Annotated in this window: 20 protein-coding genes; 8 read left to right on the top strand and 12 right to left on the bottom strand. The window is 47.5% G+C overall.

The features are described 5' to 3' along the window. Positions 1 to 391 precede the first annotated feature (391 nt). The 6 genes from PMG71_RS19720 to PMG71_RS19695 form a co-directional block, all read right to left on the bottom strand. On the bottom strand, positions 392 to 3,250 hold the full coding sequence (locus PMG71_RS19720) for a hybrid sensor histidine kinase/response regulator (protein WP_283755433.1): 2,859 nt from the start codon (positions 3,248 to 3,250) through the stop codon (positions 392 to 394). Between the two features lie 68 nt (positions 3,251 to 3,318). After that, positions 3,319 to 4,032: a chemotaxis protein CheW gene (locus PMG71_RS19715; RefSeq protein WP_283755432.1), complete on the bottom strand. Its 714-nt coding sequence runs from the start codon at positions 4,030 to 4,032 to the stop codon at positions 3,319 to 3,321. A 67-nt stretch (positions 4,033 to 4,099) separates the two neighbouring features. Next, positions 4,100 to 5,680, bottom strand: a complete 1,581-nt coding sequence (locus PMG71_RS19710) for a HAMP domain-containing methyl-accepting chemotaxis protein (RefSeq protein WP_283755431.1) — start codon at positions 5,678 to 5,680, stop codon at positions 4,100 to 4,102. A gap of 18 nt (positions 5,681 to 5,698) precedes the next feature. Further along, the gene (locus PMG71_RS19705; RefSeq protein ID WP_283755430.1) at positions 5,699 to 6,937 is read right to left on the bottom strand and encodes a CheR family methyltransferase; all 1,239 of its coding nucleotides are present in this window, start codon (positions 6,935 to 6,937) and stop codon (positions 5,699 to 5,701) included. After that, positions 6,918 to 7,400: a chemotaxis protein CheW gene (locus PMG71_RS19700; RefSeq protein WP_283755429.1), complete on the bottom strand. Its 483-nt coding sequence runs from the start codon at positions 7,398 to 7,400 to the stop codon at positions 6,918 to 6,920. The genes PMG71_RS19705 and PMG71_RS19700 overlap by 20 nt, the downstream gene beginning before the upstream one ends. A 240-nt stretch (positions 7,401 to 7,640) precedes the next feature. Continuing rightward, on the bottom strand, positions 7,641 to 8,771 hold the full coding sequence (locus tag PMG71_RS19695; protein WP_283755428.1) for a site-2 protease family protein: 1,131 nt from the start codon (positions 8,769 to 8,771) through the stop codon (positions 7,641 to 7,643). Positions 8,772 to 8,979: 208 nt separating this feature from the next. Here PMG71_RS19695 and PMG71_RS19690 point away from each other — a divergent pair, with 208 nt between their 5' ends. After that, the gene (locus PMG71_RS19690) at positions 8,980 to 9,495 is read left to right on the top strand and encodes a 2TM domain-containing protein (protein ID WP_283755427.1); all 516 of its coding nucleotides are present in this window, start codon (positions 8,980 to 8,982) and stop codon (positions 9,493 to 9,495) included. Positions 9,496 to 9,533: 38 nt separating this feature from the next. Here PMG71_RS19690 and PMG71_RS19685 read toward each other — a convergent pair whose 3' ends face one another. Then, a complete protein-coding gene (locus tag PMG71_RS19685; RefSeq protein ID WP_283755426.1) occupies positions 9,534 to 10,073 on the bottom strand; it encodes a GIY-YIG nuclease family protein in 540 nt (179 codons plus the stop codon). Between the two features lie 138 nt (positions 10,074 to 10,211). Between PMG71_RS19685 and PMG71_RS19680 the strand changes: the two genes are divergently transcribed. From PMG71_RS19680 to PMG71_RS19670, 3 genes are all read left to right on the top strand, one after another. Then, positions 10,212 to 10,676, top strand: coding sequence for a GUN4 domain-containing protein (locus tag PMG71_RS19680; RefSeq protein ID WP_283755425.1), 465 nt, complete (start codon positions 10,212 to 10,214; stop codon positions 10,674 to 10,676). A gap of 10 nt (positions 10,677 to 10,686) precedes the next feature. Beyond that, on the top strand, positions 10,687 to 13,200 hold the full coding sequence (locus PMG71_RS19675; protein WP_283755424.1) for a GH116 family glycosyl hydrolase: 2,514 nt from the start codon (positions 10,687 to 10,689) through the stop codon (positions 13,198 to 13,200). Between the two features lie 137 nt (positions 13,201 to 13,337). Further along, entirely contained in the window at positions 13,338 to 16,088 is a 2,751-nt protein-coding gene (locus tag PMG71_RS19670; RefSeq protein WP_283755423.1) for a zinc-dependent metalloprotease, read from the top strand. 151 nt (positions 16,089 to 16,239) lie between these two features. On the opposite strand, the gene PMG71_RS19665 is transcribed toward PMG71_RS19670, so the two are convergent. Together PMG71_RS19665 and PMG71_RS19660 are read right to left on the bottom strand one after the other, a co-directional pair. Continuing rightward, entirely contained in the window at positions 16,240 to 17,076 is an 837-nt protein-coding gene (locus PMG71_RS19665) for a Cof-type HAD-IIB family hydrolase (RefSeq protein ID WP_283755422.1), read from the bottom strand. A gap of 9 nt (positions 17,077 to 17,085) precedes the next feature. Beyond that, positions 17,086 to 18,684 carry an Hsp70 family protein gene (locus tag PMG71_RS19660; protein ID WP_283755421.1) on the bottom strand — a complete coding sequence of 533 codons (1,599 nt, stop codon included), beginning with the start codon at positions 18,682 to 18,684 and terminating at the stop codon, positions 17,086 to 17,088. Positions 18,685 to 18,768: 84 nt separating this feature from the next. Here PMG71_RS19660 and PMG71_RS19655 point away from each other — a divergent pair, with 84 nt between their 5' ends. Then, the gene (locus tag PMG71_RS19655) at positions 18,769 to 19,173 is read left to right on the top strand and encodes an NIL domain-containing protein (protein ID WP_283755420.1); all 405 of its coding nucleotides are present in this window, start codon (positions 18,769 to 18,771) and stop codon (positions 19,171 to 19,173) included. Positions 19,174 to 19,337: 164 nt separating this feature from the next. Here PMG71_RS19655 and PMG71_RS24035 read toward each other — a convergent pair whose 3' ends face one another. The 3 genes from PMG71_RS24035 to PMG71_RS19650 are packed head-to-tail and all read right to left on the bottom strand — an operon-like array spanning position 19,338 to position 19,842. Continuing rightward, positions 19,338 to 19,427, bottom strand: coding sequence for a hypothetical protein (locus PMG71_RS24035; protein WP_347179345.1), 90 nt, complete (start codon positions 19,425 to 19,427; stop codon positions 19,338 to 19,340). A gap of 32 nt (positions 19,428 to 19,459) precedes the next feature. Next, a complete protein-coding gene (locus tag PMG71_RS24030) occupies positions 19,460 to 19,621 on the bottom strand; it encodes a ScaI family restriction endonuclease (RefSeq protein ID WP_347179344.1) in 162 nt (53 codons plus the stop codon). Continuing rightward, positions 19,621 to 19,842 carry a helix-turn-helix domain-containing protein gene (locus PMG71_RS19650; protein WP_283755419.1) on the bottom strand — a complete coding sequence of 74 codons (222 nt, stop codon included), beginning with the start codon at positions 19,840 to 19,842 and terminating at the stop codon, positions 19,621 to 19,623. Before PMG71_RS19650 ends, PMG71_RS24030 begins: the two co-directional genes overlap by 1 nt. Before the next feature lie 238 nt (positions 19,843 to 20,080). On the opposite strand from PMG71_RS19650, the gene carB reads away from it, so the two are divergent. The 3 genes from carB to PMG71_RS19635 all read left to right on the top strand — a co-directional run bounded on the left by carB (position 20,081) and on the right by PMG71_RS19635 (position 24,862). Beyond that, positions 20,081 to 23,320 carry a carbamoyl-phosphate synthase large subunit gene (carB, locus tag PMG71_RS19645; RefSeq protein ID WP_283755418.1) on the top strand — a complete coding sequence of 1,080 codons (3,240 nt, stop codon included), beginning with the start codon at positions 20,081 to 20,083 and terminating at the stop codon, positions 23,318 to 23,320. 319 nt (positions 23,321 to 23,639) lie between these two features. Beyond that, positions 23,640 to 23,783 (top strand): hypothetical protein, encoded by a 144-nt coding sequence (locus tag PMG71_RS19640; protein WP_283755417.1) that lies wholly within the window; start codon positions 23,640 to 23,642, stop codon positions 23,781 to 23,783. A 122-nt stretch (positions 23,784 to 23,905) separates the two neighbouring features. Further along, on the top strand, positions 23,906 to 24,862 hold the full coding sequence (locus PMG71_RS19635) for an RNA polymerase sigma factor, RpoD/SigA family (RefSeq protein WP_283755416.1): 957 nt from the start codon (positions 23,906 to 23,908) through the stop codon (positions 24,860 to 24,862). The last annotated feature ends 258 nt before the right edge of the window (positions 24,863 to 25,120 follow it).

Raw genomic sequence — 25,120 nt, 5'->3', positions numbered from 1 at the left:
CACTTTGATCCCCCTAAATCCCCCTTAAAAAAGGGGGACTTTCCTATTCCCCCCTTATTAAGGGTGACTTTCTTATTCCCCCCTTAAAAAAGGGTGACTTTCTTATTCCCCCCTTAAAAAAGGGTGACTTTCTTATTCCCCCCTTAAAAAAGGGTGACTTTCTTATTCCCCCCTTAAAAAAGGGTGACTTTCCTATTCCCCCCTTAAAAAGGGTGACTTTCCTATTCCCCCCTTAAAAAAGGGTGACTTTCTTATTCCCCCCTTAAAAAAGGGTGACTTTCTTATTCCCCCCTTATTAAGGGGGGTTAGGGGGGATCTTTTGCTACTGCACCTCATTGCCGCGCAAGGTGCTGTAAGCAAAGGACACTCTTCCCCATCTTCCCCATCCCCATCAATGCCCGATTAAGTCTACGACAGCATCAATCAGGGTTTCATCATGGAAACTGCTTTTGGTGAGATAATAATCTGCGCCCGCTTCTAAACCTTGAATGCGGTCTTCCTCGCGATCGCGATAAGAGACAATAATGACAGGAATATCATATAAACGGGGATGGCTCTTCATTTGCTTCACCAATTCGATGCCATTCATCCGGGGCATATCAATATCACTAATCACTAAATCATAGGAATGGGTGCGAATTGCATTCCATCCTTCCATACCATTGACTGCGGTATCCACCTTATAGCCGCGATTTTCCAACAGTTTACGCTCCATCTCCCGCACGGTAATCGAATCATCGACCACTAAAACCCGTTGACGCTTGTCTCCTGGAAGGTTCTGAGCTTCATGTCCCACCCGCATCAGTTGACCCGTATTGAGAATCGTATCAATAGATCTGACCATATCCGAGACATCCACAATCAAAATGGGCGATCCATCTCCCATTAAAGAGGTGGCACTAATATCAGGGACTTTACCCAATCGGGGATCGAGGGGACGCACAACTAAATCCCGCTCCCCTAAAAACTGGTCTACCACTAAACCATAGGTATGGGGGCCATCACTGAGGATGACTACAGATAGCGCCCCTGAATTAGACAGGGGTGGAGCTAACTCTAGAACTTGATGGGCAGCAATTAAGCCAATATGCTGTTGGTTCATGGTGAAATATTGGCGATTTTCGACCTCGGAAATCTGTGATTTGTCCAGAGTCATAATTTGATCGATACGAGCGAGGGGAATGGCATAGGGTTTGCCGGAAATTTCTACGAGCAGGGTGCGAACGACAGAGAGCGTTAGGGGCAGTTGGAAGTGGAAACTGGTTCCTTTCCCCGGTTGAGACATTGCCCGCACAGTGCCCCCAACTTCCTGCACCATACTTTTAGCTACGTCTAAACCGACACCACGGCCAGAAATTTCGGTCACTTGTTGGGCAGTGGAGAAGCCAGGTAAAAAGAGAAACTCCATGAGTTCCGTCTCAGTGAGCTTGGTGGCGATTTCGGCATTGGCTAGATTTTTGTTGATGACTTTTTGGCGTAACTGTTCTGGATCGATGCCTTTGCCGTCATCGGTAATGGTGATGGCGAGCATTCCGCCACGGTGCAAGGCTTCTAGGCGAATTGTGCCTTCGGGAGATTTACCGGCGGCGATCCGGTGTTCGGGTTGTTCGATGCCGTGATCGGTGGCATTGCGGAGGATGTGGGTAAGGGGTGCTTCTAATTTTTTGAGGATGTCGCGATCGACGGGGGTGGCTTTACCGAGAATTTCTAAGCGGACTTGTTTATTGAGTTTACGGGCTAAGTCGCGAATCATACGGGGAAAGCCTTGGACTCCATCGACAAAGGGGCGCATGTGGGAGGTGATGACTTCTCGATAGAGGCGATCGGAGAGGTTGGCGGTGCGTTGGGCATAGAGTTCTAGTTCTTCTAGGCGATCGCCTAAAAAATCCAGAGATTCCTGTTCCTGGCTTCTGGCCTGTGCTAAAAGTTCCTTCCCTTCCTGCTCATAAACCCCATGTCCTAAGCTATCTTCTAACTGTTCTAGGGTGCGAGAGAGGTATACCATCCGCCGTTTCAAGGTCATCATTGAATCGGCATAGGGCTGTAGCCAATTGGCTTCGATTAGAGATTCTCCAGCTAATCCCATGATCCGATTCAAGTTTTCGGCGCTCACCCGAACAACGCGATCGCTCGTATGGCTCTGTTGTTGAGGGGCTGGACGACGCTCTGAACTCGGTTGGGTTGCCGTCGCTTCAGGTAACCGTAGGGCGATCGCTCCCTGACTCGGCTCTTCTGGCAAAGGAGAAGATGATTCAGGAGTCACCACTAGCACCGAACCTGATTCCTGTTTTTGGGGTTTATCCCCAGGGTTTAAAATCCCATTGACCTGTTCTCTGGTCATTTCGATGGATGAAGATTGCCCAACTAACCAATGGGCTAATTCATCATTACTGATATCACAAACACTACCGAGCCAATCCACCCCTTGCAACAAAATATCCACATCATCAGCAGTCAGAATCAGGGAGCCATTCTGAGCCGCCACAAAACAATCTTCCATTACATGGGCTAAATTCACAAATGCATCAAGTCCAATAATCCGAGCTGCTCCTTTAATCGAGTGAGCCGCTCGCATCAGTTGCTCTAGAGCTTGTGTCGATTGAGCATCACTTTCCAAAGCCAATAAACCCTCATTTAAGATCGCCACCTGTGCTTCGGCTTCCAGACGAAAGAGATCAATCATTGACTCATCGCCAGTTAGATTTAGGGTAGGCGCTTCCGATTTCTGTGGGGTCTCTTCCCTGGGCGCAATTGGGGGATCTGCATGTTGGGCAGATTCGGCGGGACTCTGTGCTGTATCTTGAGTTGGGAGAATCTCCTGATTGCTTTCTAGAGAAGGTTGTGGATCGGGCGATCGCGAAGCCAATAATGCAGCAATTCCCCGTTGAGTAATGCCCAAATCCCAAGAATGCTCACTCATCCAATGTTCAAAGCTTTCTCCCTCTACTCGACTCAGGGCTAAGAGTAAATCCCCAGCATGAAGCAAAAGATCGATTTGCTCATCACTCAAGATAACAGTCTGCTCTTGAGCAGCAATGAAGCACTCCTTAAGCAGTTGCGCTAAATCGGCTGTATCTTCCCGTTTGACGAGGCGAGCTGCACCCCAAACAGCATGAACCGCTTGAATGGCTTGCCCCAGTTCTTGCTTCGGTAAGGGTTGGGTTTTGAGTAAAAGAATGACTGGTTTGAAGAAGTTGACTTGAGTTTCTACTTCTTCCCGAAAGAGTTCCAGTGTTGAATACCCGCTCATAGTTATATCAATTAAAAATTAAAACTTAAAAAGGTTGCCCTCTCCCTTGGGAGGGACTGAGGGAGAAGCTACAAAATTTTATGGTTGAGGGTATAGAAGAGCAATTCAGAATCGAGATAATTCACCTGCTTGCCTTGCCAGTGAATAATACCCTGAGTATAGGCTTGGGTGGCTTTGGTAATCACCACTGGAGCATCCCGTAATTCCTTAAGGGGGAAGCGGTAGACTCCATGAACTTCATCGACAGGAAACACCCACTTATCGCTTCCTTGTCCAGCAACCATCATGCGCTGGGTTTTGCTGGGGGATTCTAGCAGGGTAGTTTCTAAGTGTAATAAATGGCTGAGGGCAGCGCAGAGCAAGATTTCACCGCGAATGTTAACCAGTCCTAAAAATAGTTGATTACTGCGATGGGGTAGGGGTTGAATGACGCAGCTAGAGGTGACTTCTTGCAGCATTTTGACGGGAAGGGCTAACCGCTCATTACCGAGTCGGAAGATAATGACGGAAATGGTGTCAACGGTATGGATAACGATGTCATCGCCTTCGAGGTCTTCTTGGGCGATCGCCGTTTCTGCCAGAATATCCCGCCATTCGTCTAGGTAATTCGGGGGCGGTTCCCTCTCTAGTAAGCTGTCTCCAGCTTCCGTGTAAACGGGGCATTCATAGCAATGGATAACGGTTTCCAATTGACCGCAGGAGCGATCGCCCCTGACTCCAATTTGATTCCAGCAGTCATGCAAGATGAGATGTTCTTCGATTGGCTGAGTTTGTATGCTCATAGGGGGAATGGGGGAATGGGGGAGTGGGGGAATGGGGGGATAGGGAGAGAGGGGGATTACTCATGACTCATGCAGAAATTTCCCGGCGTAGTCTTTGGGTTGTATCATCGAGTTGTTCTAAAGCATTATTGGTTTCTCTAAGCGCATCCACCGTTTGATGGGAAGCTTGGCTCAGTTGCTCCATCGCTTCGCTAATTTGTTGCGCTCCTTCCGATTGTTCTTCGATGCGTTGACTCACCTGTTCAAATCGGGGGGGTAAACTTTGGACTTGATGAATCACTTTGGCTACTTCATCACTAATTTTACTCACTCGATCCACACTGGTACTCACGGAGTGATTAAACTTATCCATCTCCATCACACCCACAGTAACGGCTGATTGCATATCTTTGACAATTTGCTCAATTTCTAGGGTAGCCACGGCGGTTTGATTAGCTAGTCGGCGAATTTCCCGCGCTACGACAGCAAAACCGGCTCCATATTCTCCGGCTTTTTCGGCTTCAATAGCAGCATTTAAGGACAGGAGGCTCGTTTGATCGGCGACCTTAGTGATGGTAATGACAACGTTGTTAATATTACCGGCTTTCTGATTCATCACCCCTAATTTAGAGGAGATGGAGGCAGTCGCTTCTACCAGTTGCCGCATCACCGTTTCCATCTCCACCAGTTCCTTCTGGCTATCATTGGCAGAAATGGCGGTATTTTGAGCCATACCTCCCACTTGTTCCATGGTGTTGACTAGGTTTTTGGCGGTGTTGGCAATAGATTGAGCTGTGGCAGTCACTTCGTTAGTGGATGCCAGTTGTTCGGCTACGGTGGCTTCTAGTTGTTTTCCAGATGCAGCAATTTGGGTGGCAGAGCTGGTGATTTGGACGACGGAACGTTGTAAGCTTTCAATGAGCGTATTACTGAGGAATCGGCCAAATAGCACAGCCAAGATGGGCCCTAGGATGATGGCAACGATGCTTAAAAATTGGGACTGGCGAATGGCTTGTTTAGCGTTATTTTCGGCTCTAATGGCTGTATCTTGGTTAATGGTGAGGGCTTCGAGCAGGGATGCGGTGGCAGATTCAAAGGAAGTACGGTTTTCTTTGGCGCGATCGCGTAATTGTTCTAAGAGTCTCGTGGCGTTTTCTGTCCTGCGAATTTCTACCGGATTATTCGGTTCTTGGGCGAGTAATTCGGCTTCTCTAGCATAAGGATCGAGAATGCCTAAACTCTCAAATTGCTGATTGAGTTGCAAAAAATCTTCATGATCGCTTTGCCATCTTTCCCAATTACTCACCAGTTTCTGATAATTTCTTTCTTCTTCATCAGTGCGAGGGGTGACTTGATATTGGTTGAACCCTTCATTAATTTGATCCCAGGCTGTGTCAATCCGTTCTAACTCGATCTGTCGTTCTTGGGGGGTCAATCCTGTGACTAAGAGGGCGCGTTCGGAAGATTCAATTTGGGTTTGACCTTCGTTAATTTTCCATAGTCCTACTAGACTGGGCAAGCTATTATCACTTAAGGTATTGATATTGGTCGTTAAGCGAATTGTGGAAGTAAAACCGACTAGGGCGACGATTAAAATCAAGGCTCCCATGAAGTTAAAGGCTGTTTTGATCCGACCTTGCAAGGGTTGATTTTTTAATAAGCTGTTCAAAATAAACACTCCTCATTTTTATGGAGAAAGTTTTGACATTTTTGCAACTCGCTGTTTTAAGCGTTCTGCACCGATTAGATCTCCTCTATTTTCCTTGAGTAAAGAGAGAGAAATCAGGGCTTCATAGCAGTGGGGATTCAGATAAAGGGCTTTCTGAAAATATCGTTCTGCTTCAGTGTTTTCGCTTTTGGCTTGATGGAGCATCCCCATTAAGAGATAAACTTCAACATGAGTATTATGCCTAATTAAATAGTTTTGACAATGGTTAAGGGCTTCGTCAAGTTTTCCCCTATCTGCTAATTGTCGCGCTAATTCTAAGTCCCTATTCAGAAGATTGGGGTTTTGTTGGGTTTGGCTCAATGAAGGTTTGGGGTTAGAATTAAGACTTTCAGGGAGCGGAGATGAATTTTTGTTGACGGGTAAGAAGGATGGTTTTATTTTTTCATTAGGAGGAGGAAATATCGTAGAGTGAGTTTTTCGATAAGCAAAGGTTAGGGGTTGACGAATGGAGATAAATCGATCGCTGGGGATTTTTCCCGCTTCTGCGGCTCCGATAAAGAGTAATCCATTGGGCAATAATAGACGATCTAGAAGGTTGAACACTTGAGTACAGGCAGTTGGCTCTAGATAGATCAAGAGGTTACGACAGAAAATGATATGGTATTGAGGGTGGTGAGGGGGAAAATAATCTAAAAGATTACCCTGGTAAAATTTGATCGTTTGTTGAACCCCAGAGATCGTTTGATAACCTTCTGGGGTGGGTTGAAAATAGCGATCGCTTCTAATGCTCTGTTCTCCCCGAAAGGCTCGCTTAGTATAAATTCCACATTTGGCTTTGGCGATCGCCCGTTGGCTAATATCGATCGCATCAATGGTAAACTGACGGGCAGATAAGCCAGCCTCAAAAAGAGCGATCGCCATGGAATAGGCTTCTTCTCCTGTGGAGCAAGGTACGCTCAACAGACGCAAGGGTTCAGAACCCAAGGTTATGAAGTCCTGCCAGTCCTGAATATTGCTGAGAAAATCAAATGGGCGGCGATCGCGAAAAAACCATGTTTCCGGAACCACAATCTTTTCAATGAATGTTTGCCATTCGCGATCGGACTGTTGTAAAACCTGGTAATAGCGCTCTAAACTGGGTAAACCAGAAGCAAGTTGACGATCTCTAGCCACCTTAGCAATTTTTCCAGAGCCAACGATCTGGGGTGAAATCCCTATTTTCTGACTCAATAAACTCTCAATATTCTCTAGGCTCATCCGTCTTCACTTCTCCTGCTGCGGCTAAATAAAACTGTCGAGCATCCGTAAATAACCGATCCAAGTGAATGCGCTGAATCATACCATTTTGATCCAGAATAATTCCCCCCAAATAAGGCGCTACATTCATATGTACATCCGAATTCACCAAGTCACTATCCGGTTTATCCAAAGTTTTAATAATTCGTTCAGCCATCAATCCCAAATAAGGCATTGTCCGATCCTCAGTCATAGAATTGACCATAATAATACGGGTACTCAACTTCACCCCACTCGGTTTTCCCTGAATCAGATGACACAAATCGATTACAGGGGCAATTTTTCCTCGGTAATTAAATAAGCCCGCCACATAATCCGGCACATGATTAATTTTCCTCAAGGGCACTCTAGGAATGACCTCTACCACACTCGAACTCTCAATGGCATAAGAATCTTTTCCCAGATAAAAGAGTAACATTAACATGGCAATTGGCCTGAAGTCTTTGGAACCACTTTCAACAGAGAGTCAGCCCTATGGGGTCTGACCCTACAGTGATACAACCAGGATAGTCCACTAACCCACTCAATGACCAGTCCATTTAGGTGATTGCAGGAAATCCGATCGCGGGATTCATCTATTTAACGTTTTCTGAGGAGCCGATTAAAAAGCTCTCTAATCTGACAAGATAGAGAGCAATAAATTAGGGTATTAATGATTCGTCAATCAAGCTTGTTGCTGAACTAAGCGAGCAATTTCGGTCTTGTCGAGTAAGCCGACTAAAACACCGTTGTCGCGCACGACAGGAAGTTCAGACAATTGTTTTTGTTCTAAGAGTTGTACAACTTCCAAAAGGGTTTGATTCGATTGGATAATTTCTGAGGTGGGAGTCGGTTGAACCAAGGCTTGAACCGTGGTTTCCGGCCATTCAGAGGTGGGAACCGATCGCATATCATCAATGGCAATTGTGCCTAACAGACAACCCTCTTCATCCACCACCAAGAACTTTTTCCATTGTTTTTGACCAATGACATAATTATTGGCAAACTCGCGCAGGGAGAGAGTTGAGGTAACAACGGGACTTTCGGCATGAACGGCATCTTCGGCTTTCAGGTGGGCGAGAATATCTTGCAAGGTTGCAGACTGGGCAGAACGACCGGCATTTTGCAACAGGAACCAACCAATTAGAAGCGTCCAAATACTCCCAGTAATGGGTACACCAAACAAAACCATTTGAATATTGAACAGGGAGAGTCCGCCGATCGCCACGCCAAACCAACCAATAATTTGTCCCATGCGACTGGCAAACACGACTGCCCGGTTCGGGTTTCCGGTAATTTTCCACACCAGAGCCTTGAGAATATTGCCGCCATCCAGGGGTAAACCAGGAATGAGATTAAAAAGGGCTAAAACCAGGTTAATGTAGGCTAAAAGCTCAATAATCGCCGCTAAGGGGGCACTCAGGGGTGCAGATATAGCGAGGGCAGTAAACAGACCAAAGAGGATTAAACTGACCGCAGGGCCGGCGATCGCCACCCAAAAGGCTTCAGCAGGAGTTTTCGATTCTTTCTCTAAACTCGCGAGTCCCCCAAACAGAAATAGGGTAATCGAATTTACGCCAATCCCCTGACGCAGAGCAACCAGACTATGGCCGAGTTCGTGTGCCAAAACAGAAGAAAATAGTAGTAGAGCAGCCCCTAATCCTAAAATCCAAGGTAAAGCTAAACCCAGTTGGGGAAAATTAGCGCTGAGAGTAGTTCCATAGTTGAGGGTCACTAAACCGAGAACCAGAAACCAGGACGGATTAATATAAAAGGGAATCCCAAAAAGACTGCCCACACGAATATTGCCATTCATAAAACACCTCTAATCTGAGATTGCATCATTGGGGAGGGGTGCGCCTCGCTCTCTCCATTGTAGCGATCGCCCCCTAGACAGTTAAGGGCATTTTAGGGGGATTATCCGTCCTTGAAAAGTTCGGCTCATGGGTTTAGAATCTGCCTATTCTCCCTATCCCCATGCCCCCATTCCCCCATTCCCCTATAATTTAACCCTATAATTTAAGATGATGCCTGGTTCTTCTGCACCTATCTCTCGCTCCTATCGCCAAGAGGATATTCAACAGATTTTGCAACTGGCGATCGCCAGCCAAGATCATCTAGAAGAATTTTCCTATGAACAGTTAGTGGAAATTGCCACCGAACTAGAAATTTCTCCTGAACAGTTAAAAGCTGCCGAGCAAGAATGGCAGGATAAAAAAGGAAAGCTTGAGCATCGTAAGGAGTTTGATATTCAGCGCTATCAAACCCTCAGAAAAGATGCGGGAAAATATATTATTGCCAATAGCTTTCTCGCCCTGATCAATTTGGTCAGTGTGGGCACATTATCCTGGTCTATTTATGTGGTTTTGATTTGGGGATTGCTTCTAGGGCTGAAAACCTGGAATACTTACCAGATGACTGATGCTGAATATGAACAGGAGTTTCAGAAATGGTATAATCGCAATCAGATCAAAGAAGCTGCCCAGAAAACGTGGGATAAAGTCAGTCAAGTTCTCTGGAAGTCCCATGAAAGGGAATAGGGAATAGGAAAAACAGTTTACCCAGTACCTGCCCTATTTTATTTCAAGTCTAATAACCCCTTTTCTTTTAACTTGGGATTAAAGCGCAATGAATCCTGAATATTTCGGGGTTGCAAGCGCTCTAAGATCTGCTCTTGAACTCGGCGAGCGATATTTTTTAACAGCTTAATTTTTTCTAATTCATCACTCGTTTCATAGGCGACCTTTTCCTCATCAGTCATTGACTCTCTGGCATCAATGGGATCAGTCCATTGGCTAAATGCATCCCCATTGCCCCAGGGAGTCGAGCCATTTTCAGTAATCCAAGCTTCTTTAATTTGTTCTAATTGGCTGCGGTTCGGCTTCTCAATCACATAGACTTTAAGCCAATAACAGGCTTGAGGTTGGCGTACCATATGTTGCTTGAGGCTCAGATAAATATCCCGCGAATAATGAACCAATTGCAAAACCTGATTGCGATCGAAGATGGCATAGACTCCAATTTGCTTAGAGAACTGTTCGGGAAATTGCCCCCGATCGTCAAGGTAGGGAATATAGTCTAAGTTCGCCAAAGGGGAGATTGCAAAGGAAGAAGACATAAAGCTGTGGGGGATAATTGAGTCAAGACTCTTATTTATATCATGGTGAGTTCAAGGTTTACAAGGGGAGTGGATGGAGGAAAAGAGCCGAAAAGCGGTATTATAAATCTAAGGGAAAAAATGAGGAAAAATACACCAATGAAAACACTCAATCCTCGTAACTCGACGTATAAGACCCTAGAACATCTGCTGCTGCGACAAAAGTGGGAAGAGGCAGACACAGAAACCGGTAGAATCCTGTTGCAGTTAAGCGATCGCACTTCAGAAGGCTACATCAGAAAATCCCATGCTCTAGCCATTCCATCCTCAGATCTACAACAGCTCGATCGCCTGTGGAGAGAACATAGCCACTGTCATTTTGGCTTTACGATCCAACAGCAGATCTGGAACCTCAGCCATCAGAACTATGCTGAGTTTGGGGAAAAAGTGGGGTGGAGATCGCCAGAAGTCTGGTTAAATTACGATCAACTCACCTTTAGCCTTGAGGCTCCCTTGGGGCACTTACCTGTGGCCAAACTGCTGATTCCTGTGGGGGATCAGCCCTGTTTCTCCTTTGTCCTCGGCACGTGGAGAATCGCCCTACTATCGCGCCGAGACCTGTAAAATAAACCCTATGACCAATCAACCCTTTCAACCCCAGATTCCTTCCTGTGCATGGCAACGCCCCCTTGGTTTAGGGTGGGATAACCCTTACACCGTGCGTTATGCTTCCAATTTAGATGATGGCCCTTGGCATGGAATGCCCCTTGGTGGCTTAGGTGCAGGATGTATCGGGCGATCGCCCAGGGGAGACTTTAACCTCTGGCATATTGACGGGGGAGAACATATCTTCAAAACCCTACCCGCTTGTCAATTCAGCGTCTTTGAACAAACAGACGACGGACGCAGCAAAACCTATGCCCTCAGTACCCAACCCCCCACAGACGGAACTCTAAGCAGTTGGCAGTGGTATCCCCCCACCAGTGCCATCCAACAAACGGGAACCTATAGCGCTCTTTATCCGCAAAGCTGGTATCACTACCAAGGGGTTTACAATGCCCAACTCCTATGCGAGCAATTTTCCCCCGTCATCCCCCACAATTATCAAGAAACGAGCTATCCTCTGGCTATCTTTGAATGGACTGCCCATAACCCCACAGATAAGCCCCTCACCCTGAGCATTATGCTCACCTGGGAAAATACAGTCGGTTGGTTTACCAATGCCATCAAAACCCCAAAAATAAAGGTTCGGGATGATGGATCGCCAGTGTATGAGTATCAACCTCGATGGGGGGAAAGCACGGATAACTATAACCGGTGGATCGAAAATAACTTTCGCGTGGGCTGCCTCATGAGTCAGTTGAGTACCCATGAGATCCCGGAAGAAGGAGAAGGGCAATGGGCGATCGCCACTATTGCGAACCCGGCGGTCGAAGTGTTTTACCATACCCGTTGGAACCCCACCAGTAATGGGGATGCGGTGTGGTCGCCCTTTGCCAGCGATGGGTCTTTGTCAGACTCAGAAGATGAAAGTCCAGCCGCATCCGGGGAACGGCTTGCTTGTGCGATCGCCGTCCGCTTTACCCTCCGCCCCGGACGCAGCCGCAAGATCCCCTTTATCCTGGCTTGGGACTTCCCCGTTACCGAATTTGGCTATACGCAAAAGAGCAGTGACTTTTCAGGGCAATTACCCTCAACAGGAGAAGAAACCGCCGGTCAAGCCATCCAATACTATCGCCGCTATACTGACTTTTTCGGCCGCAATGGTAAAAATGCCTGGTCAATGGTACGCACGGCACTGAAACATTCTGATACTTGGAAAGAAGCTATTAATGAATGGCGCAAACCGATTTTAGGCGATCGCGGCTTTCCCGAAACCCTCAAAATGGCCCTCTTTAATGAACTCTACCTGCTCACCGATGGCGGAACCCTCTGGACAGCAGGCACAGAAAACGACCCCATTGGCCAATTTGGCGTACTTGAATGCCTAGACTATCGCTGGTATGAAAGCTTAGACGTGCGGCTTTATGGCGGATTTGCCCTCACCCTCTTGTGGCCCAAACTCGAAAAATCGGTGATGTTAGCCTTCGCTCGCGCCATTCCTCAAGGAGACAATACCCCCCGAATAATTGGCTACAATCAAGCCCAAGCCGTGCGTAAAATTGCCAGCGCCACCCCCCACGATTTAGGCGCTCCCAACGAACATCCCTGGGAAAAAACCAATTACACCAGCTATCAAGACTGCAACCTGTGGAAAGATTTGGGCTGTGATTTTGTTCTGCAAGTCTATCGGTATTTTCTCTGGACAGGAGCCGAAGATCTGGAGTTTTTACAGGACTGCTGGGGAGCGGTTGTCGAAACCCTGGATTATCTGAAAACCTTTGATCGAGACGGGGATGGCATTCCCGAAAACTCAGGAGCGCCCGACCAAACCTTTGATGACTGGCAACTCAAGGGCATTAGCGCCTATTGTGGGGGATTATGGTTGGCGGCTTTGGAGGCGGCGATCGCGATCGGACAACGACTACAACAGTCTCAAAATTGGCCTTCTGCCGATCTTCAAGCTCAGATTGAGCAATGGTCAACCTGGTTAACGCAGTCTAAGCCACTGTATCAAAAAATGCTTTGGAATGGCCAATACTATAACCTCGACAGTGAAAGTAACTCCAAAGTAGTCATGGCCGATCAGCTCTGCGGTCAATTTTATGCCCAGTTGTTAAATTTACCGTCTATCGTGCCAGAAGACTGCACCCAGACCAGCCTAGAAACCATCTATCACACCTGTTTTACCCTCTTTAACCAGACCCAAAACCCAGATGGCGCTGCCCTCGGTGTAGCCAATGGCGTTAACCCCGATGGCTCGCCCGAAAACCCCAACGCCACCCATCCCCTAGAAATTTGGACAGGAATTAACTTTGGTTTAGCCGCATTTATGTTACAACAGGGAATGAAAGCCGAAGCCTTGACCATAGCAGAAGCCGTGGTCAATCAAATCTATACCCATGGTTTGCAATTTCGCACCCCAGAAGCCCTTACCGCAGCCGGAACCTTTCGCGCCAGCCATTATTTGCGAGCAATGGCCATTTGGGGACTCTACCAAGTTTCGGCAAGCGGACATGAATGGGTAATGGGGCATCAGACATCTTGATCCCCTCTTACCCCCCTTAAAAAAGGGGGGAAATTAAGTAAAGTCTTCCTTATTAAGAGGGGGAAAATTAAGAAAGTCCCCCTTTCTAAGGGGGATTTAGGGGGATCGAAAACAAAGCTTAACTATTGGATCGGGGTATGAAAAAACTATATCTAATTGCCTGTTTAATTCTGGGATTTCTGGCAGTAACCATCTGGCCCAGTTGGGGGACAATCGTGGATCTACCCGTTACACCTGTGGTAGATGTTTCCCAAACCCTTCAAGATTGGGTTAAATCTGAAGAATCCTCAGAGTCTAAATCCCCTAAATCCTTTGAGGATTTAATTTCTGGAACTCAGAAACAGGATGGATTATTTACTCTCTATAAAACTGAAGATAAGGAAAATATCTATTTAGAAATTGCCCCCGAACAACTGAACCGAAATTTCTTGTGCGTGATGACCCTATCGAGTGGCATTGGCGAAGGCTTTTTATTAAATGGAATGCCCATAGGCGAGGTGTTATTTCAGTTGCGGAAGGTACAAGACCGGGTGCAATTTGTGGTTCCCCAAACCAATTTTCGCACCGATCCCGGCGACCCTCTAGCGCGATCGCTCAATGAAGGCTTTAGTGATTCAGTTCTCTATTCCTTAAAGATTGAAGGTATTCACCCAGAACGGAAATCTCTACTGATTGATGCAACCGATCTGGTCATGGGAGAAGGTGATCTCAGTGGTTTATCTACGTTTTTGCCCTATTTGCTCAATGGAGCTTATTCAGTATCTGCCGATAATTCCTATATTACTGAAGTGGAAAATTTTCCCGAAAATCTGGAAATTGAAGCTCTATATGGGTTTAGTGGGGGAGGTTTCATCAGCTTGCCCAGCTTACCCGATAGCCGCGCTTTTAATTTAGCAGTGCATTATAGTTTCTCCTCCTTACCCAACCATGACTATCGTCCTCGGTTAGCGGATGAGCGCATCGGTTATTTTGTAACTGCTTATAAGAATTTTTCCAATAGCGATCGCCGCGATCCCTTCGTCCGCTACATTAATCGCTGGAACATCGAACCGGGAAAACCCTTAGTCTTTTGGATCGAAAATACCGTTCCCCTGGAATATCGCGAGGCGGTAAAAGAAGGGATTCTCATGTGGAATGAAGCCTTTGCCCAAGCGGGATTACCCCAGGCAATCGAAGTGCGACAAATGCCCGATAATGCGGACTGGACTCCGGCGGATATTCGCTACAATGTGGTGCGCTGGTCGAGTTCCTTTGAACCCATGTTTTATGGCATTGGCCCTTCTCGAACCAACCCCCTAACTGGGGAAATTTTAGATGCGGATATTTTGATTGATGCCAATGTGGTGCGATTGATCAAAGGCCAATATCAAACCCTGGTTAATCCTGACGCAGGGGGGGGACAACAACAGAGTTTATTGCAAACTTTTTGCCAAGATACCCTAGAAAACAGTTATTTACGGGGGGTTGACCTGTCGGAAGAGTCGGAAGCGAAAAAAGATCGCCTGTCTGGGTTTCCTTTAGCAAACTCTCTGTTAGACCGGGATGTGTGTTTTGCCAAAGAGTTTAACCGGCAATTGGCGATCGGAGCCACCTCCCTTTCTTTGACCCAAAATGTGTTACCTAGTAGCACAGAAATGGAGGATTATGTACAACAATTCATTCGTTTTTTAGTCGCCCATGAAGTCGGTCATACTCTCGGATTACGGCATAATTTCCATGGCAGTACCCTCCTGAGTCCCGAAGAATTACAAAACCCAGAAATTACGCGCACCTTGGGTATGGTGGGGTCAGTTATGGATTATGTATCGCCTAATTTAGCTCCTCCCGGAAAACCGCAAGGGGATTATTTCTCGACCAAATTAGGGCCCTATGATATTTGGGCGATCGAATATGGCTATAAGCCCCTCAATGCAGTTTCTCCAGAAGCAGAATTGCGAGAATTACGCCAAATTGCCCAACGAGCCGCCGAACCAGAATTGGCCTATGGTACAGATGAGGATTACATCAGTCGTCTCGATCCGGCGGTGAATACTTTCGATCTCAGTAATGATCCGCTCACCTATGCCCAATGGCAGTTGGAAAACGCCCAAGCGATGTGGTCTCGACTGAATCGGCGATCGCCAGCTCCCGGTGAAAGCTTTAGCGAAATGCGCGATTTATTCGATACCGTGTTTTTCTACTATTTCCGCAATGCCATGAATTTGACCCTCTATGTGGGGGGACAATCCTTTAATCGCCATTATGCGGGCGATCCCAATGGGGGACTCCCCTTTCAACCCCTAGCGGCAGAGGAGCAAAGAGCGGCATTAGGGGCGATAAACCAGTATGTGTTTTCCGCAGACGCTTTTCAGTTTTCACCCCACTTGCTGAATCAATTAGCCCCCTCTCGTTGGTCTCATTGGGGGGCATTCCCGGACTTATTTGAGTTGGATTATCCGATTAGCGATCGCCTCCTCTTTCTACAGCAAGTCGTCTTACGCTCTCTACTCTCTCCGACCCGTCTATCCCGTCTGCAAGATCTGGAGCTAAAAACCGATTCTACAGAAGAAGTTTTCAGATTACCGGAACTCTTCAGCACCCTGCAAGAGAGCGTTTGGACGGAAGTGAAAGATGGCGATATTGCTAACCTTTCGAGTATCCGTCGCGCTCTGCAACGGGAATATGTGGAAGTCTTGAGCCGGATGAGCTTACGACAAGTGAGAGTTCCCGAAGATGCAGTTACCCTAGCTTGGTATAACCTACGGGAATTGGAAGACCAAATCGATCGCACCTTGCGCCGACAGGGAAGAGGTTTGGACACTTATACAAAAGCCCATCTAGAAAAAACCCGCGATCGCATTGCCAAGGTTCTCGATGCTCCCCTAGAGTCAAAGTCAATGATTAAATAGAGCATCACAGCGATCTCAAAGGTGTTCATCTCCCTAAATCCCCCTTCAAAAAGGGGGACTTTTACTGCCCCCCTTTTTAAGGGGGGTTGGGGGGATCAAAATGTACCGCATAGCAGCGAAAATTGCTTTATCTCAATGATACTGTACTCCATTAGTGATCGGTTACCAAAAACTTAGTTAAAGCCGTAACCACACCATCCTCCTCTATCGAGGGGGCGATCCAATTGGCAATTTTTTGCACTGCCACAGGAGCATTACCCATAGCAATACCAATCCCAGCATACTTGAGCATTTCTAAATCATTAAAATTATCGCCGATCGCCATCACATTTTCTGCTTTCAAGCCCAACAAAGTTTCTGCTAAGTATTGCACCGCTAACCCCTTGTTCGCTTGAGGATGGGTGATCTCGAAAAACGTCGGTGTAGACTTAGTAAAATGCAGTTGATCTTGAGTAAAAGTGACGCATAAATCTGCCGCAAGCTCATCAATTAAGTCCAGATTTTCACTCAGGGCTAAAATTTTCGTCGGTTCCACACTTAGCAATTCCCTTAAATTAGCCACCACTTTAACGGGTGCAGAAGTACGCTCTAAATACTTGCGGGTATCTTCTCCCATATCTCCCACATACAAACAATCATCAATATAGAAATGAATGGTGATTTTATTTCGATAAGGAGATTGCTCTAGAACGTCAAGAATTTGGCTTGCTAAGGGAATAGGGACGGGAAAATGCTGGTGAACTTCGTTCGTTTTGGGGTCTTGAATTAAGGCTCCATTATAGCAAATTAGGGGCAAGCTCCCACCGATTGCCTCATAGAAGCGTAAAGCCGAGCAGAACATGCGCCCTGTAGCAACAGTGACTAAAATTCCCCGATCTTGGACTTGGGCGATCGCCTCTATCACTGGTTGACGGACTTGATTCGATGAACCGGCGATCGTCCCATCGATATCTAGGACTAAAAGTTTAATGTTGTCTCGATTACCCATTACCTAAACCTAGCTTAATTGAACCACCACTTGATTATTAAGCAAAGTTTGATTGGTTAGCAAATCATCCACCGTAATCCTTAAAAATCGCTCTCCATCCACTTGAAACAGCACCCTAATGCGGTCATTCCCAGGAATTCCCGGAGGATTTAAATTAGCAATAGTACGGGCACTTTCAGTATCATTGAGCGGAGTTACCGATCGCTTATCACCGCTCAAAATACGGGTAATCAGGCGATCGCCATCAAAATAGATTTCCGTGCCCCCCCTTTCTGCGCCCAATTCTCCCAAAACCAACTCAATTCTCGGTTGATTTTCCCCAGAAGCCCCTAACATTAACTCAACCGGTTTAGACATGGGATAGGCTTGTCCTTCCTGTATAATCGGATGCCAACCATGGGATTTAGTCCGTCGATTCCAATAGCGAATCCCATAGCTATGATAGAGAAAATCTTTCAACTCAATCCCTTGAACCAATTGCAGCGCACCATGGGCGATCGCCTCAAAGGGTTTATCACAACGTACCTGTTTTTCATCAAAATAACCCTTCACCCAATCTTGCACCGCCGGAATTTGGCAAGTTCCACCCACCAGTAACACCGAATCAATTTGGGATTTATTCACCCCTTGACGGGCTGCCTGTTGCAGAACTTGATCCATAATCGCATCAAGCTGACTAAAAAAATTACGGTCTTCTAAAATCGATTGAAACTGTTTACGAGTCAGTTTCAAATCATAACTTTCTAAAGAACTTCGGTCAAAATAAACCTCCGTCGCCGTAGGACGAGAGGACAACTGAATTTTTAATTTTTCCGCTAATCGAGTTAAAGACAAAGATTGAATCAAGCCATACTGAGCAATCAATTCATCCGTAATCCAATGGTCTAAATCAGACCCTCCTAAATTTAAGCCTGCTTTAGCAATAACCTGTGCGATTTTGGCCTGTTGGCTCGATTTTTCTGCAAAGGATTTTTCACCCCATTTCAGAACAAACCCTAGAGGATTATCCGATCTATTTTCACTTTTGACTTCATTACCCTTCAATTGTACCAAAGATAAATCTAAGGTTCCGCCACCAAAATCCACCACTAAAACTAAATTTTGATCCCCCACACCATACCCTAAAGCAGCAGCCGTAGGTTCATCAATAATTCTCACCTTATCCACTGACCAAGTTTGACACACTTGCCCTAACCAATGGCGATAGGTTTCAAAACTATCTACCGGTACAGTTACAATCAGAGACTCTTCCAGATTAATTTCCTTGAGCAAATGGTTCAGGAACCAAGTCCCAATTTGTTCAAAGCGAATGGTTACTCCATCGAGTTGGGGCAAAAAACCTTGAATGGGTGTGCCAATCCCCCGCTTAAAATGGCTAAAAAATCGCGTATCTTGAGCCAGATCCAAACCGCGATCGCGCACGGTTTGGCCAATCACCACTTGTTCTAACTGAGCATTTTCTACATAAACCAGACTAGGAATCAGGGGAGGGTTATTAGCCTGAGAGACTGAATATCCAGTAACCTTAACCGTTTCTGCTGTTTGGGTTACCGAATTCCAACGGCTAATAACCGTGTTAGACGTACCAAAATCGATTGCGATCGCCATAAGAGATTAGAAATGGTAGAGTTTAAAGGAAATTGCTATCACATATAAGCAGTCAAATTCTACCAAATCAGGGGGCAGTCAAGCTTGAAAAAACGAGTCACCCTTACCTTTACCCAGCGTTGGGTAAGAATGCCGGTTACCTACCGTTTAGCCAAAGATTTTAATGTGGCTGCCAATATTATTCGCGCTCAAGTTGCTCCTAATCAAGTGGGAAAGCTAGTGCTAGAACTCTCTGGAGACATCGATCAACTTGAAGATTGCATCGAATGGATGCGATCGCAGAATATCGAAGTCTCTCAAGCCACCAGCGAGATTATCGTCAATGAAGAAACCTGTGTCCATTGTGGACTCTGTACCGGAGTTTGTCCCACCCAAGCGCTCACCCTCGATCCAGACACCTTTAAGCTAACCTTCATGCGATCGCGCTGTGTCGTCTGCGAGCAATGTATCCCCACCTGTCCCGTACAAGCCATTTCCACCACCCTTTGACTCACAAAGGCGATGGCTAACGGCGATCGCAGTTGCACGATCAAATATTATTGAGTAATAGGGTTTGAAATCAGACAAGACTATTGTAAAATAGCTGTTGAAAGATTCCAAAATTTTCAAAAAGAAAAACAAAATTTATTTACTTATACTCAAGGATCTTTATTCTAACTTTTTTGATAAATTTTCATAAGCTTATAATTTTCTACATCTGCTGAGAGTCTTGATTGTTGACCAGTTGATGCTTTTTGTCCCATCCAATCCCTAGCATCCAACCATCCAAATCTAATCATTGGAAACCTTGAGTTCCCAGCTTAGAATCAAAAATTGATTGCCAAGATGACAAAACCACCTCGACTATTTCTTGCGAATCCAGAGGATGATCATCAACCAGCGTTTGCGTAACATTCAGCCATTGGTTGACAGATAGACCAGTATAGGGAGAATCCATCAGGACAGCCCCTCGAAAAGGTCAGCCGGTTTAACCTTGAGCGCACGAGCTAGAATAACAATGTTCAAAAGACTAATATTCCGTTCACCCCGCTCCACAGCACCAATATAGGTTCGATGTAATCCACAAGCCTCAGCAAGCTTTTCTTGAGATATGCCAAGCTTTTGACGAAGATTGCGAACATTATTACCTAATATATATCTTGGATCTTTATCATTCATAACTTGGGAAGCTCCCATAAAAGATGACGATAAGTCTACAGACAATAAGTAGCAATGATCCCCGCTCTTAATAGATCGGATACCAAAATTTAGCTAAAGGAAATACAGCACGATCGCCCCAAACCCGTACAATGGCTTTTGGCCATGAAGCTGTTTTCTCTCGTCTCCATTGCAGACCCTAGACAACAGGGGACTGGCAACGCAATTATTGTCTCTTCGCACTTGGAACTCAACAACTATGCCTCGTCGCAACGATATCAAAAAAATTCTTCTCCTAGGCTCCGGCCCCATCGTCATTGGTCAAGCCTGTGAATTTGACTATAGCGGTGTACAAGCCTGCAAAGCCCTCCGCTCTGAAGGGTATGAAGTGGTGCTGATCAACTCCAACCCAGCCACCATCATGACTGACCCAGAGACAGCCGATCGCACCTACATTGAACCCCTAACCCCAGAAATCGCCGAGAAGGTGATCGCCAAGGAGCGTCCCGATGCTCTCTTGCCTACCATGGGGGGACAGACTGCCCTGAACCTGGCAGTGGAGCTGGCGAAAAGGGGGGTACTTGATCGCTATGGGGTAGAGCTGATTGGGGCGAAGCTGGGGGCGATCGAGATGGCAGAAGACCGGCAGTTGTTCAAAGAAGCCATGGGGCGCATTGGGGTGCAGGTCTGTCCGTCGGGGACTGCCAGCACCCTCCAAGAGTGTAAGCAGGTAGCATCAGAGATTGGGACTTATCCCCTGATTATTCGCCCCGCCTTTACTTTGGGGGGAACCGGGGGCGGCATTGCCTATAACCAGGAAGAGTTTGAAGAAATGGCTCAGTATGGGTTGGACTGTTCCCCCACCCGCCAGATTTTGATTGAGCGATCGCTAATGGGCTGGAAGGAGTATGAGCTAGAGGTGATGCGAGACTTGGCGGACAATGTGGTGATTATTTGTTCCATTGAGAACATTGACCCCATGGGCGTGCATACGGGGGACTCGATTACGGTGGCTCCAGCTCAGACTCTGACGGACAAGGAATATCAGAAGTTGCGGGATGCCTCGATCAAGATTATTCGCGAGATTGGGGTGGAAACGGGGGGGTCGAACATCCAGTTTGCCCTCAACCCCGTGGATGGGGAGGTGATCGTGATTGAGATGAACCCCAGGGTGTCGCGCTCCTCGGCTCTGGCTTCTAAGGCTACGGGGTTTCCGATCGCCAAATTTGCGGCCAAGCTCGCCGTGGGCTATACCCTTCTGGAGATTCCCAACGATATTACGAAGAAGACTCCCGCATCTTTTGAGCCGACCATTGACTATGTAGTGACCAAGATTCCCCGGTTTGCCTTCGAGAAGTTTGCCGGCACTCCCGCCATTTTGACCACCCAGATGAAGTCGGTGGGGGAAGCCATGGCCATTGGGCGCACATTTGCCGAGTCGTTCCAGAAAGCTCTGAGGTCTCTGGAGACGGGCAGAGCGGGATGGGGCTGCGATCGCCAGGAAGTGTTGCCCGCTTTAGACTCCCTGCGCCAGGGGTTGCGCCAACCGAGTCCGGATCGGATTTTCACCGTGCGCCAGGGGTTGATGGCAGGCATGGGTGTAGAAGAGATTTATGAGCTGACGGGGATTGACCCTTGGTTTTTGCACCAGTTCGAGGAGATTTTGGCGGCCGAGCGGCGAATGAAGCGCACTCCCTTGTTGAGTCTGAGCGCCCAGCAGATGCGGGAAGTGAAGCAGTTGGGATTTAGCGATCGCCAAATTGCTTTTGCCACCGGCACGAACGAGCAGGCAGTACGCACCAGGCGCAAGGAACTGGGAGTTGTGCCCGTGTATAAGACGGTGGACACCTGCGCGGCGGAGTTCGAGTCGTTCACGCCCTATCACTACTCCACCTATGAGCAGGGGGAAAATGAGGTCATGCCTTCAGAGCGGCGCAAGGTGATGATTCTCGGTGGGGGGCCCAACCGGATTGGTCAGGGGATTGAGTTTGACTACTGCTGCTGTCATGCCAGTTTTGCCCTGTCTGAGGCCGGGTTCGAGACGATTATGGTGAACTCGAATCCGGAGACCGTTTCGACCGACTACGATACGAGCGATCGCCTATTCTTTGAGCCTCTGACCCTGGAGGATGTACTGAACATTGTGGAGTCCCAGGAGCCAGAGGGGATCATCGTTCAGTTTGGGGGGCAGACTCCCCTGAAGTTGACACTTCCCCTAGCACAGCAGCTCGAATCCTATCCCAAGACCCAGATTTGGGGCACATCCCCAGACTCCATTGACGCAGCCGAAGACCGGGAGCGCTTTGAGGCTATTTGCCAACAGTTGGGCATCCGCCAACCGGACAATGGGATGGCACGCTCTTCACGGGAGGCGATCGCCATAGCGGGGCGCATTGGCTATCCGGTGGTGGTGCGCCCCTCCTATGTGCTAGGGGGAAGGGCGATGGAGATTGTCTATTCCGACGCTGACCTGGAGCGCTACATGCAAACGGCAGTCCTGGTGGAGCCAGACCACCCGATTTTGATCGACCAGTTTTTGGAAGGGGCGATCGAGGTAGATGTGGATGCCCTCGGCGATCGCACCGGTGAAGTGGCGATCGGGGGCATCATGGAGCATATCGAACAGGCGGGGGTGCATTCGGGAGACTCTGCCTGTGCCATTCCCCCTTTCACCCTCTCGCCGAGTGTCCTGGGCGAGATTCGGGAGCAGACAGCCGCCCTGGCAGGAGCGTTGCAGGTGGTGGGGCTGATGAATATTCAGTTCGCCGTGCAGCAGGAGGTGGTCTATATCCTGGAGGCGAATCCGAGGGCATCAAGGACGGTTCCCTTTGTCTCGAAGGCGACGGGCAAACCTTTGGCGAAGTTAGCCAGTTTGCTGATGGCGGGGCAAACCCTGGCTCAGGTGGGGCTGACCGAGGAGATTATCCCCCCCCAGGTGTCGGTGAAGGAAGCGGTTTTGCCCTTCGAGAAGTTCCCCGGCTCCGATACTCTCCTTGGGCCAGAGATGCGCTCGACCGGGGAGGTGATGGGGATAGACTCCTCGTTTGCCCAGGCGTTTGCTAAGGCAGAGATTGGGGCGGGGGTGCGGCTGCCCCTCTCCGGTTGCGTGTTCGTCAGTTTGAGCGATCGGGACAAGGAACAGGTGGCAGGATCGGTTGCCCAGTTCATGGAGTTGGGTTTCACGGTGATGGCGACGGAGGGGACGCGCCGGTGCTTGATCGAGCATGGGCTGGAGCCGATAGAGCGGGTCTATAAACTCCATGAGGGTCGCCCGAATGTCCTCGATGAGATTAAGAATGGGCGCATCCAGTTGATTGTGAATACGCCTTCGGGGGAGGAAGCCCAGGCAGATGGCCAGTTGCTTCGGCGATCGGCTCTGACGTATAAGTTGCCGATTATCACGACGATTGCAGGGGCGCGGGCAACGGTGGAGGCGATTCGGTCTTTGCAGGGGGCTGAACTGGAGGTGAAGGCGTTGCAGGACTACATCCAGGGTTAGCCTTGCGCGGGAATTGTAGGAGGGGCTAATACCGAGTTCTTATGGATAGTATTGGCTTCTCCTTCCCTCTGTCTGTACCTACCACCCCATAGATTTTGAGTGATGCAACTGGCTCTAAGAACGCTATATCAAGGTCTATGGGGTTTTTTTCTCAAAAAATTTACAAAAATGTTGTAAACAATGCATTTCTTCATGAAGTTCCTGGGTAACCTATGGTGAATCGTAGGCTTACAGACCTATGGAGGTACTAATTCTTAACCAGTAGACGTTAACTTAAAAGAATGTTACAATACTTAACATAATAGAATTCCGGTAGATAATGACAATGACAAGCGAACTGATTTTAGTCACAGCAACATCTGTTGTAGGTCTTATCCTTGCTGGGCAACTGCTCCAACAGGAATCTGAATCTGCTCCAGAAGCAGAAGCCGTTCCTATCCCAGTCAGAACTGATGAGAATTAATAGTTAACTCTCTTGAGTCGATGGTGATGAGGCTTGCCAATGGCTGGCGCGATCTCCATCGAGCGATTGTTTCCTAGTTTTTGAACTAGCTTTCCATTGTTGTCAACCCAAGACGCAGACCTATGAAAACCGCCCAAAATCCCACCGATCCCGTTCGTGCTTATCTTCGCGAAATTGGCCGTGTTCCTCTCCTGACTCATGAAGAGGAAATTACCTTGGGTAAGCGAGTGAAGTGTTTAACTGATCTTCAGGAAAAGAAGGAAGTATTGGCTAAGGAAATTGGCCGCGAACCTAGTCTAGAGGAATGGGCTAAGATGGCGGAAATTTCTGTGCAAGAGTTGAGGAGGTCAATCGCCCAGGGAGAACGTGCCAAGCGGAAGATGGTAGAAGCAAATCTGCGTCTGGTCGTCTCGGTGGCGAAAAAGTATATTAAACGCAATGTAGACTTGTTGGATTTGATTCAAGAGGGAACCATTGGAATGCAAAGGGGGGTAGAGAAGTTTGACCCCACCAAGGGTTATCGGTTCTCCACTTATGCCTATTGGTGGATTCGCCAAGCGATTACACGGGCGATCGCCGAAAAAGGACGCACCATTCGGCTACCCATTCATATTACAGAAAAACTGAATAAGATTAAGAAAGCTCAACGGCAATTATCCCAAACTTTGGGGCGATCGGCAACCATTAATGAGTTAGCAGAAGAGTTGGATTTAACTCCCAAACAAGTGCGGGAATATTTAGAGCGCTCTCGCCTTCCTTTATCCCTAGATTTGCGTGTGGGAGATAACCAGGATACAGAATTAGGAGAGCTTTTAGAAGATACTGGGCCATCTCCAGAGGATTTCACGATGAATACTTCTCTGCGAGCTGAATTAGAGCAAATGATGGCTGATTTAACCCCCCAACAACAGCAAGTTTTATCTTTGCGGTTTGGGTTAGAAACGGGTCAATCGATGACCTTAGCTAAAATCGGCGATCGGCTTAATATCAGTCGTGAGCGTGTCCGTCAGATTGAACGGGAAGCTCTGGGTAAGTTACGCAAGCGGAAAGCAGATATGCGCGAATACATCGCCAGTTGATTTCTATTTCTCTGCTTGTGTGGTGTCCATTGATTCTCTCAAATCACAAGTCTGTTCAGTAGAGCAGACTTGTTTTATTTTGGATTGGGTTAGTGAGGTTAAATGAATGCAAGTCTAGTGATATCAAGTTCGCTTATTCATGTCCGCGAAGCGGAAATACCCTAATTAAAAATCCAGGGAGCAAGATGCTCCCACTCCAGTCATATCAAAGAATTCGAGGAGTGCGGGCATCTTGCCCGCTTCTTAACAAATTTTCAT

The sequence above is a fragment of the Roseofilum acuticapitatum BLCC-M154 genome (genome assembly GCF_030068475.1).
Classification (GTDB): domain Bacteria; phylum Cyanobacteriota; class Cyanobacteriia; order Cyanobacteriales; family Desertifilaceae; genus Roseofilum; species Roseofilum acuticapitatum.
Note: the sequence above shows the minus strand (reverse complement) of the source record. Positions and strands in the feature narration are given on the sequence as shown.